We start from the raw sequence: 14,551 nt of genomic DNA on the forward strand, positions 1-14,551 counted from the left end.
CGCCCCCTGCAAGAGGGGGCAGGCCAATGCATCCTGACATGATGCTGGTCACCGGCATGTTGCTGGTGGTTCTGTCCCTGCCGGCGATCTTCGCGGCCTGGGCCGACAACCGGGCGCCCCGTGTGGGCGCCCTCGTTTTGTTCGGGGGCGCCGGTCTCGTATTCTGGGCATTCCGTGAAAGGGAAGGCGGCTATCGCCTGCAGGATGTCCCTGACGCTGTCTATGGCGTGATCGGTCAGATCCTGAACTGACCGCAGTTTCAGGAAGAGGGGCGGGGCTCCGCAGGCTCCTTTGCCGGATCCTGTTCCTGCTCCATCTCCAGGTCGAGGTCCGGCAGTCCTTCGCGGGACAACAGGATGGCCACCGGGCGCACGCGCGGGATATGCGAACAGATGATCATGATCGACACCATGATGGGCACCGCCAGGAACATCCCGACGATCCCCCACACCGCGGCCCAGAAGGCCAGGCTGGCGATGATGCCAAAGGAGGACAGGCGAAGGGTCTTGCCAAGCAGGAGAGGGTCCAGCACTTGACCCACGGTGAACTGGATCACCGTCACGATCGACAGGACCGTGAGGCCGGTAAAGGCGTCGCCGGTCTGGACGTAGCTGACCAGCGCGACCACAACCGTTGCCACGATCGAACCGATGTTGGGAATGAAGTTCAGGATAAAGGTCAGCACCGCCATCGGCATCGCCAGGTCCAGTGCAAAGACGGTCATCACCGCGTAGACCAGCGCCCCGGTCACGGAACTGATGACCACCTTGACCACCAGATAGCGGTTCACCCTGTGGATGATCGAGGAGATGATCCGCTCGACCCGGCGCGCACGCCGCTCATCGCCCATGAGACTGGCCAGCTTGGTCGGGAACCAGAGGCGTTCGAGGAACATGAACCCCACGAACAGCGTTACCAGCACCGCACCCGAGGCGATGTTGCCAGCCTGTCCTGCCAGCGAAGACAGGTAGGGGCCCAGCTGGATCGACTTCATCCAGTCCAGAACGGCGGTCTCGACGTCCGCACCCATCCAGCCGACCATGTCCGCAACCGCCTGCTGGGCGGGGTCCGCGTATTGCAGGATCGTGATCACCACCGTGTTGGCCTGCGCGATGATGATCAGCGAGGCGGAGATCATGATCGTGGCGATCAGCAGGACGGCCAGAACCGAGGCGATCCAAATCGAGACCCGCGCGCTGCCGATGCGCATGCGTTGGAAATAGTTGATCGCGTCAGAGGTCAGCGAGAACAGCATGATCGCGATGGCCAGCGAGATCAGCAGGAACTTGGCCTGCACCAGCAGGAAGAGGATCACCGCGAAGGCGATGATGCCGAGGAACCAGGTCTGTGCCTTTCGGATTTCCGAAATTTCCGGGCGCGTTGACTGGTCTTGTTCGGGAGTGTCGGACATTCGGGGGATTGGGAACTCTGATCTTTGTGGTTGCAAATGCACCGTGCGAGGATAGTGAGGTGTTCCGCTACGGGCAAGGACAGGTGCCGTCCCGTTTGCCGGAAGTGTCCCGCAGTGCCCGTTCACTGATCGCGCGTGGCCGTCCGGGTGGGGCGCTTCTGCCCTTGCCAAATCTCTTGCACCCTCCTATACGGCGCCTTCCAACCGCGCGGCCGGCCACCAGTGGCATGCCGAGTCGCGCCAAGTAACGGAGATTGAAATGCCCAAGATGAAGACCAAGTCGAGCGCCAAGAAGCGCTTCAAGGTGAGCGCCAGCGGCAAGGTGCTGACGGCCCAGGCCGGCAAGCGCCACGGCATGATCAAGCGCACCAAGAAATTCATCCGCGATGCGCGCGGAACCACTGTCATGTCCAAGCCTGACGCGAAGATCGTCAAGCAGTACATGCCCTACGACCGCTGATCAGGAGGATAAGATATGCCCCGTACCAAAGGCGGAACCGTTACCCACGCGCGTCACAAGAAGATCACCAGCCAGGCCAAAGGTTACTATGGCCGCCGCAAGAACACCTTCAAGGTGGCGGCACAGGCTGTCGACAAGGCGAACCAGTACGCCACGCGCGACCGCAAGAATCGCAAGCGCAACTTCCGCGCCCTGTGGATCCAGCGGATCAACGCAGCCGTGCGCGCGCATGACGAATCGCTGACCTACTCGCGGTTCATCAATGGCCTGACGCTGGCCGGCATCGAGGTCGACCGCAAGGTTCTGGCCGATCTGGCCGTGCACGAGCCCGAGGCTTTTGCCGCCATCGTCGACCAGGCGAAAGGCGCGCTGCCGGCCTGAGCCGAGCGCAAGTGGAAATTTGACAAAGGCCCGGGCGCATCGCCCGGGCCTTTTCTGTTGCATGGGTGCCTTGAGAATGTGCCATCTGGGGGCCGTCCAGGGGGGCATGACACTCGCCAGTCGAGCGGAAAACGCGGCATTGAATCCCATTCTCCTTGCCTGGCCGGGTACGTCGGTAACGTCGATCAACGGGAGAGCACCGGACTGTCTATCCGGGTGCTGCGGGGTCGAATCCCGTCGCGGTCGCCACCGCCGCCTTTGCTTTTCCAGCACGCCCGTGCAAGTTGGGAGCCAAATGTCCCCGGCGCAGAATACATGACAACCAACGATCCTTTCCGTCACCACCCCGGCTTGCGCCCTCTGATCAAGCCGCGCGAAGACAGTTTTTTCGCGGATTTCCACATCGACAAGGCCATCGAGATCGGCAAGCTGCACGGGCGCGCCACGGACTGGATCCTGACCGAAGCCGAGATCGAGGCGGACAGGAAGCGAGCGCTGGCCGGGCGGATGGATCGCGACCTCTGGGTCTTTGCCTATGGCTCGCTGATGTGGGATCCGGGCGTTCGCTTTGCCGAGGTGAGGCGCGGCTTTGCCCCGGGGGCCGAGCGGCGCTTCATCCTCTTTGACATCAACGGCGGGCGCGGCACAGAAGATCAGCCGGGCCTGATGGCTGCGCTGGACACAGGGCAGGGATGTCACGGTCTGATCTTTCGGATCGCGGCCAAGGACGTGCCTGCCGAGACCCGCTGCCTCTGGCATCGCGAGCGGCTGGGCGAGGCCTATCTGCCGCGTTTCATTCCTGTCGAAACCGATCACGGCACCGAAGAGGCGCTTGCCTTTCTTGCCGACCATGCGGCGGGCAATATCAAGGGGGATCTGACCCACGAGGAGCAGGTGCGCCTGATCGCGACCGGTGAGGGATTTCTCGGCTCCAGCCGCGAATACCTTGAAAACCTCGCCACGCATTTCAAAGAGATGAAGATCGAGGATGCAGAGGTCACACGGCTCGTGACCGATGTGCGTGCCTTCGCCTCGGGCTAGGCGCCGCCGTCCGGGGCAAAGCAAGGTTGCAAACCCGGCATGGCGGGGCTAACCCGTCGCGGGCAAGCCTGAGGGACGTGATATGGAAGACCTGCGCGAGAAATACATCGACCTGATTGCCAAGGCGGGCGACGAAGCCGCGCTCGAGGACCTGCGCGTGGCCGCAGTGGGCAAGAAGGGCGAGATCAGCCTCAAGATGCGTGAACTGGGCAAGATGAGCCCGGAGGAGCGGCAGGTCGCCGGCCCCGCGCTGAACAAGCTCAAGGACGAGATCAACGCAGCGCTCGCGGCAAAGAAGGCCGCACTAGCGGACGTCGCGCTCGAGGAGCGCCTGAAGACCGAATGGCTGGACGTGACTTTGCCGGGACGCCCGATGCGCCGCGGTACGATCCACCCGGTCAGCCAGGTCATGGAGGAGATCACCGCGATCTTTGCCGACCTCGGCTTTTCCGTCGCCGAAGGGCCGCAGATCGACAGCGACTGGTACAATTTCGACGCGCTGAACATCCCTTCGCACCACCCGGCGCGGGCCGAAATGGACACGTTCTACATGCACCGCGCTGAGGGCGACAACCGCCCGCCGCATGTCTTGCGGACGCATACCAGCCCCGTGCAGATCCGCCACATGGAGGCGCACGGCGCCCCTTGTCGGATCATCGCCCCGGGCCGCGTCTACCGCGCCGACTATGACCAGACGCACACGCCGATGTTCCACCAGGTCGAAGGCCTCGCCATCGACCGCGACATCTCGATGGCGAACCTGAAATGGGTGCTTGAGGAATTCGTGAAGGCCTATTTCGAGGTCGACCACGTCGAACTGCGGTTCCGCGCCTCGCATTTCCCCTTCACCGAACCTTCTGCCGAGGTCGACATCCAGTGTTCCTGGGAAGGCGGCGTGCTGAAGGTGGGCGAGGGCGACGACTGGCTCGAAATCCTCGGGAGCGGCATGGTGCACCCGCAGGTGCTGAAGAACTCCGGCGTGAACCCCGACGAATGGCAGGGCTTTGCCTTCGGCATGGGGATCGACCGGATCGCGATGCTGAAATACGGCATCCCCGACCTGCGCGCCTTCTTCGACTCGGATCTGCGCTGGCTGCGGCACTACGGGTTCGCGGCGCTGGACGTTCCGACGACGGCGGCGGGGCTTTCACGCTAACAGAGCCTGCGCGTCGTCTGGCTCTTGGCGCCGGTGTATCTCCGGCGCAACTTGGCCATATGCAGTCACACCGTCATATCGGAAGCATGTCTTTCGATATGACGGGCTTCTCCACGGCCCGTCGTTAAAGCGCCCAACTGTACCAAGCCTCTGTCTTCACCGGCACTTCCGTGCAACTCTCCGACCAGTGATATCAAACGGAGACCTGCCATGTTCCGCGCTCTCACCCTTGCCGCCCTTCTCGCATCTCCCGCCCTCGCCGATGAGGTCTGGGACAGCGCGCAAGGCCCTGTCGTCTACGAAGAGGACACCGGCGGCGCGGCGGTCCTGTCCTTCACGCATCCAAACGGCTATCCGGCCATGCTGGTCATCCCGGGATTGGCGGGCAACTACCAGGACCGCGCCGTGCACCGCGCCTTCTGGGTCGGGCAGGGGCCGGGCACTTGCTTTGCCGCCATGAGCCTCGGCGGTCAACCCAGCCACGACTGGGGCGAGGCACTTGTCAGTTTCGACGGGCCCGCCTTCCCGACCTCCTTTACCCTCTCGCTGGGCGAATGCTTTGGCCCTATGACCACATCCTTCCGGGCCCTCGCACGCTGACATGACCCTCTTTACTCATGAAAACCGCCAGCGCAGCGCCGACGCGCGCCGCGTCTATGCCGCCTTCGAGATCGCCCATACAACCGTCGATTTCATCGCCGCCTTCTGTTTCCTGATCGGCTCGATCCTGTTTTTCTGGCCGGTCTGGGAGACGCAGGCGATCTGGCTTTTCGTCATCGGATCGGTCTTTTTCGCGCTGAAACCGACCCTTCGGCTGGTTCGCGAACTGCGGTTGGCGGCAATGGGCGACGCCGAGGACCTGGCGGAACGCTACCGCGATTGACGCCTGCCGGCCGACCGTGGCAGGCCGAGCGAAAGGGGAGGCACATGATGTCCGGAACGCTCACCGTCGGCGCTGCGCAGTTCGGCAGCCGGATCGGCGATCTCGACGCCAATTTCGAGGAACACCACCGCTGGGTCAGCCGCGCGAAAGGCCTGGACCTGCTGGTCTTTCCCGAACTCAGCCTCGTTGGCCATTACGGTGCCGAGAACCTGCTGGACGTGACGATGAAACGGCACGATCCGCGCCTTATCGATCTCAGCCGGGCGGCGGGAGACACGATCCTGATCCTGGGCTTTGTCGAGGAAGGGCCGGCGGCGCAGTTCTACAATGCCGCGGGTGTCTACAAGGACGGCAAGCTGATCTATATCCACCGCAAGATCAACCTCCCCTCCTACGGCAAGCTGATCGAGACGAAATACTACGCCCAGGGCCGTTTCGTGGACACGCAGGAGATCACCGAGGACTGGCGGCTGGGCTTGCTGATCTGCGCCGACCTCTGGAACCCGGCGCTGGTGCACCTGGCCTTCCTGCACGGCGCGACACTGCTGGTTTCACCGATCTCCAGCGGGGTCGAGGCGGTCGGAGAGGCTTTCGACAATCCCTCCGGTTGGACCGCGACGATGCATTTCTACTCGATGATGTACGGCGCGCCCTCGATCATGGTGAACCGGACCGGTCCGGAAGAAGACCTGAATTTCTGGGGCGGCTCGCGGATCCTCGATCCGTTCGGCCATCCTCTGGCCATCGCCGGAAGGACCCCGGAGCTGATCACCGCCGAGCTGGATTATGCGCAGGTGCGCCGCGCCCGTGCCCTTTTGCCCACGGTGCGGGACAGCAACATTGGACTGGTCGAACGCGAGATGAACCGCCTGATTGACCGACTGGGTGTGCCTGACATCATCCGCGACGACGATTGATCCAGCGTCCGCCACCCGTGCAGGAACGAACCGATCTTGGCGTGTTTCAATGTTTCTTTGGGCATCCAGATACCTCCGGGGGTGAAGGCCGCAGGCCGAGGGATCAGAGTCCCCTTTTGCCCGCGGATCAAACCGGTGCGCCGCCCGAAGCCCACCCCCCTCTTTCCTCCCATCACCCGATCCGCTAAGGACGGCGCGACGTGACGCATATGCGGGGCATGAAGCGATGAAATTCACCCTCTCCTGGCTCAAGGAACACCTCGACACCGAAGCTTCGGTCGACGAGATCGCCGAGGCGCTGACCGATCTCGGCCTCGAGGTCGAGGAGGTCGTCGATCCGGCGAAATCGCTTTCCGCCTTTACGCTGGCCAAGGTGCAGGAGGCCGAACAGCATCCCGATGCCGACCGCCTGCGTGTCTGCAAGGTGGAAACCGACGAGGGCGTGAAACAGATCGTCTGCGGCGCACCCAACGCGCGTGCCGGGATCACCGTGGTGTTGGCCAAGCCGGGCGACTATGTGCCCGGCATCGACGTGACGCTGTCGGTGGGCAATATCCGGGGTGTCGAAAGCCACGGAATGATGGCTTCGGAACGCGAGCTTGAACTCAGCGACGAACATGACGGCATCATCGAACTGCCTTCGGGAGAGGTCGGCCAGAAGTTCACCGATTGGTTGGCGCAGAACGACCCGGCCAAGGTCGACCCGGTGATCGAGATCGCCATCACCCCCAACCGGCAGGATGCGCTGGGCGTGCACGGCATCGCGCGCGATCTGGCTGCACGCGGCCTCGGTACGCTGAAACCGCTCAAGGTCGAAAAGGTCGCGGGCCAGTTCCCTTGTCCGATCAGCGTGACCATTGACGAGGACACCCAGGGCGAGGGGGGCTGCCACGTCTTCGCGGGTCGCCTGATCCGGGGCGCGAAGAACGGCCCGTCGCCCGCCTGGCTGCAGGATCGCCTGCGGGCCATCGGACTGCGCCCGCGCTCAATCCTCGTGGATATCACCAACTTCTTCACCTTCGACCGCAACCGTCCGCTGCACGTTTTCGATGCGGACAAGGTCAAGGGCGAGACCCTGCGCATCCATCGCGCCAAACAGGGCGACACGCTGTTGGGCCTGGACGAAAAACCCTATGCCTTCTCGGACGGGCAGGTGGTGATCTCCGACGCCGAAAGCATCGAGTCCATCGGTGGCATCATGGGTGGGCTGGAAACCGGCTGTACCGTAGAGACGACCAATGTCTTCCTCGAGGCCGCTGTCTGGGATCGTATCCAGATCGCCCACACCGGACGCGCGCTCAAGATCAACTCGGACGCGCGCTATCGCAACGAACGCGGCATCGACCCGGCCTACAACATGCAGGCGATGGAAGATGCGGCGCAGATGATCCTCGATCTCTGCGGCGGCGAAGCCTCTGAGGTTGTCGTTGCGGGCGCGGTGCCGGACACGGCGCGCGCCTACAAGCTGGACACGGACCGCGTCATTTCGCTGGTTGGTATGGACATCCCCGCCGATGAGCAACGCCGCACGCTGGAGGCGCTGGGGTTTGTCATGGAAGGTGATATGGCGCATGTCCCGTCCTGGCGTCCCGACGTGCTGGGTGAGGCGGATCTTGTCGAGGAGGTGGCGCGCGTCGCCTCGTTGACCAAGCTTCAGGGCAAGCCGCTGCCTCGCCTCAGTGATGGCGTGACCCGCCCCGTCCTGTCACCGATGCAACTGCGTGAACGCAGCGCGCGGCGGACCGTGGCGGCGCTGGGCTACAATGAATGCGTGACCTATACCTTCATCGACCAGGCGGCGGCGGCGCTGTTTGGCGGCGGTGACGACGCGCATATGCTGGCCAACCCGATCAGCTCGGAGATGAGCCACATGCGGCCCGCGCTGATGCCGGGCCTCTTGCAGGCTGCGGCACGCAACCAGGCACGCGGTTTCATGGACCAGGCCCTGTTCGAAGTCGGCCATGCCTTCCACGGCGGCGAGCCTGGCGAACAGCATGTGCAGGTCACCGGCCTGCTGGTGGGGCGCAGCGGGCCCAAGGACGTGCACGGTGCCTCGCGGCCCGTGGATCTCTACGATGCCAAGGCCGATGCCGAGGCGGTACTGGCCGCGATGGGCGCACCGGCCAAGATGCAGATCCTGCGCGGGGCGCGGGAATGGTGGCATCCGGGGCGGCACGGCAAGTTTTGCCTTGGCCCCAAGAAGGTGCTGGGCGTCTTTGGCGAACTGCATCCCAAGGTTCTGGCCTCGATGGACGTCAAGGGGCCGGCCGTGGGCTTTACCCTCTGGCCGCAAGAGGTGCCGATGCCGCGCAAGAGCGGCGCGACCCGGCCCGCGCTGGTTCTGAATGATCTGCAGGCGGTCGAGCGCGACTTTGCCTTTGTCGTGAATGCGGATGTCGAGGCGCTGACGCTGGTCAATGCGGCTCAGGGCGCCGACAAGGCGTTGATCGAAGAGGTGCGCGTCTTTGACGAGTTCATCGGCGGCAGCCTGGGCGAGGGCAAGAAATCCCTTGCCATCACCGTGCGCCTTCAGCCGACGGGCAAGACACTGAAGGAAAAGGACATCGAGGCGGTCGCGGCGAAGATCGTCGAGAAGGTGACCAAGGCCACAGGCGGTACGCTGCGGGGATAAGACCCAGGCCACTCATGGAAGTATGGAAAAGGGCGGGGACTTCCCCGCCCTTTGTCTTGCTCCGGCAAGATCGGTTTTCCGGCACTCATGTCGCCGCCGCGGCCAAAGTCTGTGGCAAACCATCATCGGTGATGGCCATCCGTTGACTTGATGTCATTCCGCCGACTTGGATTTGGCGTTGAATTCGTCGAAGGCAGCCAGTGCCTTTGTGCCGTACATCACGCCCGGGCCGCCGCCCATTTCCACGCAAACCGCCAGTGTTTCCGCGATTTCTTGGCGCGTGGCGCCAAGGCGCACCAAAGCTTCGATGTGGAACATGATGCAGGGTTCGCATCGTATCGCCACCGCGATGCCCAGTGCGACCAATTCCTTTTGCTTGTGGGTCAGCGCGCCGTCGCCGTGCAGGCTCTTGGCAATTGCGCCAAAACCCTGGGCGGTTTCCCCGATGGCGGCGTTGAAATCTTTCACCTGCGGTTTCAACGCGGCGAGCGATTCCTTGTAACTCATGGAGCGACTCCGGTGTTGTGATCGCCGGTGTCAGATCACGCCAGAGTGGCCGAAACCTTGATCCGGATCAGATTGTCGGGCGGATGGCGCGTGGTCAAACGGACAAGTGATCAAGAAAAAAGGCCCCGCCATTCCTGGCGGGGCCCTGAACCGGTTCGATTCCGAATTATGCCAGCAGGCGGCGTGCGATCACCTGTGCCTGGATCTCGGCGGCGCCTTCAAAGATGTTGAGGATGCGCGCATCGCAGAGAATGCGGCTGACCGTGTATTCCAGCGCAAAGCCGTTGCCGCCGTGGATCTGCAGCGCGTTGTCCGCATTGGCCCAGGCCACGCGCGCGCCAAGAAGCTTGGCCATGCCGGCCTCGAGGTCGCAGCGCCGTCCGTGGTCCTTTTCCCAGGCCGAGAAATAGGTCAACTGCCGGGCGATCATGATTTCCACTGCCATCATGGCCAGCTTGCCCGAGACGCGGGGGAAGTTGATCAGCGACTTGCCGAACTGCTTGCGGTCGATGGCGTATTGCATGCCCACGTCCAGTGCCGCCTGGGCCACGCCGATGGCACGCGCGGCGGTCTGGATGCGGGCCGATTCGAAGGTTTCCATCAACTGCTTGAAGCCGTTGCCTTCCTCGCCCCCAAGCAGGTTCTCGCCCTTGACCTTGAAGTCGTCGAAGCCAAGCTCGTACTCCTTCATGCCGCGATACCCCAGCACCTCGATCTCTCCGCCGGTCATGCCCTCGGTGGGGAAGGGATCCTCATCCGTGCCGGGGGTTTTCTCGGCCAGGAACATCGACAGGCCCTTGTAGTTGTCCGTCGACGGATCGGTGCGTGCCAGCAGGGTCATCACATGCGTACGCGCGGCATGGGTGATCCAGGTCTTGTTGCCGGTGATGCTGTAGTCGCCATTCTCGTCCTTGACGGCGCGGGTCCGCAGAGACCCCAGGTCTGATCCGGTGTTGGGTTCGGTGAAGACTGCCGTCGGCAGAGTTTCACCGCTGGCAAAGCGCGGAAGCCATTTCTGCTTCTGCTCTTCCGTGCCGCCCGCGATAACCAGTTCGGCGGCGATCTCGGACCGGGTGCCCAGGGATCCGACACCGATATACCCGCGCGAGAGTTCCTCGGAGACCACGCACATGGAGGCCTTGGACAGGCCCAGGCCGCCGTATTCCTCGGGGATTGTCAGGCCGAAGACACCCATTTCCGCCAGTTCCTCGATGATTTCCATCGGGATCAGCTCATCCTTGAGGTGCCATTCATGCGCGTGAGGCTCGACCTTTTCCACGGCATAACGGCGGAACTGGTCGCGGATCATCTCCAACTCTTCGTCCAGCCCGGTGCGGCCATGCGTGACTTCGGCCTGCCGTTCCTCCATCAGTTGCACCAGCCGAGTGCGGGCGCCCGGATTGTTGCCGTGCTGCATGAGGTGTTCGACCTGATCGGTCAGCATGGCGCGGCGTTCATCCTGGTTCAGGCCCATGTCGGCCAGGCGCACGATCTCGCCCTGGTTCATCTGGATGCCGCCGTGGATCTGTGACAGGTACTCGCCAAAGGCGATCTGGTGGATCAGCTGCTCGACCTCGCCGAAGGTGCCATCGCTATCCAGTCGCTTGGCCCAGGCCTGCATCTGGCGCAGAGATTCGACGTAGGTGGCCAGCCAGGCCAATCCGTGGGCGGCAAACTGGTTCTGCTCGACCAGGGCGCCGGACACGCGGCCATCGGCCAGCACCATGTCCCGGACATGGGCGCGGGCGGTTTCCAGGATGCCTTCGATCGGGGCAATCGAATCGCCAGTCAGGGTCAGAAGATCGGGCAGAATCACGCTGCCAAGGCTCAGGTCTTGTCCGTCATGCGCCATTCAACAGGTCCTCTCTCTTTGTCGCCGTGCGGGCTGGCGTGGCCATCCGTCGCGCGTGTAGTGGAACGTGCGTTCCAGAGTTTGCGGTCAAATTACATCGTCCCGATGGTCCTAGCCACTTTGCAGGTGCAGCGCAACAAAAATACCGATGGCCATTTGGTATTGTTCAATTGTTGCGCGACGTTGATTCCGGGTGCGGTCATTGCAGGACATGCTAAGAGGCCCTCATGCCCGGAATTCTTGCAGATCTGACCCCGCTTACAGTCCTCATTGCCATTGGAATTGCGTCGCTCGCCGGTGTGATCAAGGGATTGGTCGGTTTTGCCATGCCGATGATTCTCGTCTCGGGGCTCGGCAGCCTCGTGGCGCCGGAACTGGCCCTGGCGGGATTGATCCTTCCGACATTGGTGACAAACGGATTCCAGGCGATGGCCCAGGGGCCAGGCGCCGCCGTGCAATCCGTACGCCGGTTCCGGGTTTTCCTGGGTGTTGCCTGCGTGATGCTGCTGTTGTCGGCGCAACTGGTGGCGGTGCTGCCGGGGCAGGTCCTGTTGCTGATGATCGGCGCACCGATCACCCTGTTCGCGATCCTGCAGCTTGCAGGCTGGCAGCCTAGTGTCGCACGCGAGGGGCACCGGGGGCTGGAAATCGGGATCGGGGTGTTCGCCGGGTTCATCGGCGGGTTCTCGGGCGTCTGGGGGCCGCCTACCGTGGCCTACCTGACAGCGATGGGCACCGAAAAGCGCGAACAGATGCGCGTACAGGGCGTGATCTACGGGCTGGGCGCGGTGGCGCTGACGCTGGCCCATATCGGCTCGGGCGTGTTGAACGCGGCGACCGTCTGGCTGTCGCTGGCATTGGTGCCGCCGGCGCTGGCGGGCATGTGGATCGGGTCGCGGGTGCAGAACCGGATCGACCAGCGCGCCTTTCGGCGGGCGACCTTGCTTGTGCTGCTGGTCGCGGGCTTGAACCTTGTGCGTCGCGCCTTAATCTGAGGTCCATGACGCAGCAGGATTGGCCCGCGCATGTGACGCGGCTTGTTGAGGATGAACTGGCGGGCTTTGCGGTGGAAAGCCAGGGCGACCGCCTGTTGCTGGAGGAGTTTGCACGTATGCGCGTGCGGCGTCCGCGCCCCATAACCGTCAATTTCAGCGGGGGGCTGACCCTGACCTGTTACAGCGTGACCCGTTCGGACGGTGCCTATTCGGTGCTCTTCCTGCCGACGGCGGGCTATTTCAGCCTCTGCGTGGACAGCGATTTCGGACCGCTGGACATTGGCGTTCACGGCCCGGCGTTGGGCTGTTTTGCCTCGGTCTGAGGTGTCCTATAATCGTGGTGGAGGTGGGAAGCGTCACAAAGTTCTGCCTCTGCGTGCCAAAATTTCCTTTTGAATTCAGCGCCCCAAAATCTCGATGCTGAACTGAACCTGCCTTTTTCGTCAGATAAGGTTGCCTCTGACCGCACATGAAAAAGCCGGCGCAGTGGCCGGCTTCCTTTGACTGTTGTTTTAGAGAACGTCGTTTCGCCTGAAAATCATGTTGGCGCGTGGGTCCAACGGTAGCGGCTTCGCGCCGCGATCAAGTTGGATTACAGCCTCGACGCCTGGTAGCCTCCCACTCTTCGTCGCCAGTTCGACCACCGAAATATGGCTTTTGGAAAACCGCTCCATCGAGTTGGCGCAGACATACCGTCGCCTTCGCCCGCTCTTCAGCTCCTCTATGTCGCAAGATTTCAGAACGCCGGTGTCCATCAGACTGCGTATCGTACGGATATTGATGCCGAGGATCTTCGCGGCCCGGGTCGGCCGAACGGTTCCATGGTGATCGGTAGCGATGACCTCACGCAGCACGGCTAGCGACAAGCGGAAATCCGGGAAGCGCGTAGTGGCAGGGTCGACTGCATGCAGCGGAAGGCGGTTTCTCAGAATGATTTCGACCACGCGCTCTGTCGGTATGCGGACACGATGCGATGCCGTCGCAATGTCGAGTAGATCCTCCGCTTTGGGGCGCTCGACGCGCGCCCTCAGCTTTCCAAGGAACCGATCGAGATCGCGTGGATGATACATCGGCGAGGCATTCTTTTCGTCGAAATACTTCTCGATCAGTCCGGGGTTAGTCAGCTTGGTCATCATGAAACGCTCGACGCCAAGGTACTTTCCTGCATCGGTCGCGTTTAGAAGGGCGTCGAAATCGGTCGCGATGTCATTGATGATTTCCGTGGGCACGTAACCGGTCAGTATAAAACCCTGACCTGATGTCTTCCTTTCTGCGAGACCCATCGCGGCAAGGCGGCGCGCCAGCTTCCAACCAGACATGCCATATCGCGAGCGCGCCGTTGAAAGCGAATGAACGTATTGTTCCGGGCAAGGCTGGCCCAGAACGATGTAGCCTTCGGAGATCGGAAAGTTGCGGAAGATGAACTCTCGCACCAGATCACGGATCACATCGAACTGAGGGTCGTCGTCGCGGTGGCGCAACCACTCGAAGAACACGCGATAGCGGGTCCGGTAAAGGGTGTTGTCGACCGGATGCGCCGGCTGGATCTCCTTGAGCTTTTCCCTGAAAGCATCTGGTCCGTGACGTAGGACACCATAACCGGCAGTGCCTGCAGCCGCCCATTGCGCCGGCGTCACTGTTTCTCGCCGGGCTTTCGGGCCAAGGGTCAGCAGGAGCCCCAAGCCCTCGCACGTGTGCGCCGCAACATGGAAGGGCAACCGGTCGAGCCACGTTTTCCCGGGCCCTTTCTTGATCCTATTTCTCAGGTAGTGCTCGAACAAAAGATCCTGATCGTTCGCGATTTGGGGTTTTGGTGGTGAAAAGCCAGAGGTCAGCTTGATGACGTCGAACCGCTCTCGCGTCCCAGGCGACGTGGGCAACGGCGTGAGGTAGCAGCCGTGCAAGCAGCAGGTGCGGATTGAGGTCAACTGCCATAGGCCGAAATGCGCAGCATCGTTTTGGTTTGAGGCGTCTTGCAGGCATTGCGAGCAGCCTTTGAGGGCGGTTCGGCTGAAGGCCGTGAACTTGATCTCCTCGATGCCCAACCGGAACCAGCCAGGAGAGACTAGCGCAGGTGTGTGGCGATGCAGTTCCGCCTGATCGACACCGGCAAGTGAAGCTAATCGCGCACAATCCTCTTGGTCGCCATTGGTTAGTTTCAAATAGTCGATCCCGAATGTCAATCGGCACGCAATCTTGACCCCCTATCGGCATCCAAAAATGACCCCGTTGGAGCGCACGGTAGCTGGCCCGATGCGGTGTAGCCCCCATACAGCGCAGCCGTATCGGGCCAGCGGGTTCTCGGTCATTCACGGG

General features: G+C 62.5%; 15 protein-coding genes. 11 read left to right on the forward strand and 4 right to left on the reverse strand.

Annotated features, from left to right (window positions below):
* Nucleotides 1-26 precede the first annotated feature (26 nt).
* Complete coding sequence (locus tag RBB42_RS07430) at nucleotides 27-251, forward strand: hypothetical protein (protein ID WP_305969138.1); 225 nt, start codon at nucleotides 27-29, stop codon at nucleotides 249-251.
* Between the two features lie 8 nt (nucleotides 252-259).
* On the opposite strand, the gene RBB42_RS07435 is transcribed toward RBB42_RS07430, so the two are convergent.
* Nucleotides 260-1,411 carry an AI-2E family transporter gene (locus RBB42_RS07435; RefSeq protein ID WP_305969137.1) on the reverse strand — a complete coding sequence of 384 codons (1,152 nt, stop codon included), beginning with the start codon at nucleotides 1,409-1,411 and terminating at the stop codon, nucleotides 260-262.
* A 259-nt stretch (nucleotides 1,412-1,670) separates the two neighbouring features.
* Here RBB42_RS07435 and rpmI point away from each other — a divergent pair, with 259 nt between their 5' ends.
* The 8 genes from rpmI (at nucleotide 1,671) to pheT (ending at nucleotide 8,881) form a co-directional block, all read left to right on the forward strand.
* Nucleotides 1,671-1,871: a 50S ribosomal protein L35 gene (gene rpmI, locus RBB42_RS07440; protein ID WP_305969136.1), complete on the forward strand. Its 201-nt coding sequence runs from the start codon at nucleotides 1,671-1,673 to the stop codon at nucleotides 1,869-1,871.
* Nucleotides 1,872-1,886: 15 nt separating this feature from the next.
* Complete coding sequence (gene rplT, locus RBB42_RS07445) at nucleotides 1,887-2,252, forward strand: 50S ribosomal protein L20 (RefSeq protein WP_305969135.1); 366 nt, start codon at nucleotides 1,887-1,889, stop codon at nucleotides 2,250-2,252.
* 351 nt (nucleotides 2,253-2,603) lie between these two features.
* Nucleotides 2,604-3,293, forward strand: coding sequence for a gamma-glutamylcyclotransferase (locus tag RBB42_RS07450; protein WP_305969134.1), 690 nt, complete (start codon nucleotides 2,604-2,606; stop codon nucleotides 3,291-3,293).
* 82 nt (nucleotides 3,294-3,375) lie between these two features.
* Entirely contained in the window at nucleotides 3,376-4,449 is a 1,074-nt protein-coding gene (gene pheS / locus RBB42_RS07455) for a phenylalanine--tRNA ligase subunit alpha (protein WP_305969133.1), read from the forward strand.
* Between the two features lie 210 nt (nucleotides 4,450-4,659).
* A complete protein-coding gene (locus RBB42_RS07460; RefSeq protein ID WP_305969132.1) occupies nucleotides 4,660-5,049 on the forward strand; it encodes a hypothetical protein in 390 nt (129 codons plus the stop codon).
* Between the two features lies 1 nt (nucleotide 5,050).
* A complete protein-coding gene (locus RBB42_RS07465; RefSeq protein ID WP_305969131.1) occupies nucleotides 5,051-5,332 on the forward strand; it encodes a YrhK family protein in 282 nt (93 codons plus the stop codon).
* Between the two features lie 47 nt (nucleotides 5,333-5,379).
* Nucleotides 5,380-6,249, forward strand: coding sequence for a nitrilase-related carbon-nitrogen hydrolase (locus tag RBB42_RS07470; protein ID WP_306043383.1), 870 nt, complete (start codon nucleotides 5,380-5,382; stop codon nucleotides 6,247-6,249).
* Nucleotides 6,250-6,475: 226 nt separating this feature from the next.
* The gene (gene pheT / locus RBB42_RS07475) at nucleotides 6,476-8,881 is read left to right on the forward strand and encodes a phenylalanine--tRNA ligase subunit beta (protein ID WP_305969129.1); all 2,406 of its coding nucleotides are present in this window, start codon (nucleotides 6,476-6,478) and stop codon (nucleotides 8,879-8,881) included.
* A gap of 153 nt (nucleotides 8,882-9,034) precedes the next feature.
* On the opposite strand, the gene RBB42_RS07480 is transcribed toward pheT, so the two are convergent.
* Together RBB42_RS07480 and RBB42_RS07485 are read right to left on the reverse strand one after the other, a co-directional pair.
* Nucleotides 9,035-9,388, reverse strand: a complete 354-nt coding sequence (locus RBB42_RS07480; RefSeq protein WP_305969128.1) for a carboxymuconolactone decarboxylase family protein — start codon at nucleotides 9,386-9,388, stop codon at nucleotides 9,035-9,037.
* A gap of 166 nt (nucleotides 9,389-9,554) precedes the next feature.
* Nucleotides 9,555-11,240, reverse strand: coding sequence for an acyl-CoA dehydrogenase family protein (locus tag RBB42_RS07485; protein WP_305969127.1), 1,686 nt, complete (start codon nucleotides 11,238-11,240; stop codon nucleotides 9,555-9,557).
* A gap of 227 nt (nucleotides 11,241-11,467) precedes the next feature.
* On the opposite strand from RBB42_RS07485, the gene RBB42_RS07490 reads away from it, so the two are divergent.
* On the forward strand, nucleotides 11,468-12,235 hold the full coding sequence (locus RBB42_RS07490) for a sulfite exporter TauE/SafE family protein (protein WP_305969126.1): 768 nt from the start codon (nucleotides 11,468-11,470) through the stop codon (nucleotides 12,233-12,235).
* A 5-nt stretch (nucleotides 12,236-12,240) separates the two neighbouring features.
* On the forward strand, nucleotides 12,241-12,558 hold the full coding sequence (locus tag RBB42_RS07495) for a hypothetical protein (protein WP_305969125.1): 318 nt from the start codon (nucleotides 12,241-12,243) through the stop codon (nucleotides 12,556-12,558).
* Between the two features lie 189 nt (nucleotides 12,559-12,747).
* On the opposite strand, the gene RBB42_RS07500 is transcribed toward RBB42_RS07495, so the two are convergent.
* A complete protein-coding gene (locus RBB42_RS07500) occupies nucleotides 12,748-14,418 on the reverse strand; it encodes a TniQ family protein (RefSeq protein WP_305969124.1) in 1,671 nt (556 codons plus the stop codon).
* Nucleotides 14,419-14,551: the final 133 nt, after the last annotated feature.

The organism is Mameliella sp. MMSF_3455 (assembly GCF_030733205.1).
Classification (GTDB): domain Bacteria; phylum Pseudomonadota; class Alphaproteobacteria; order Rhodobacterales; family Rhodobacteraceae; genus Antarctobacter.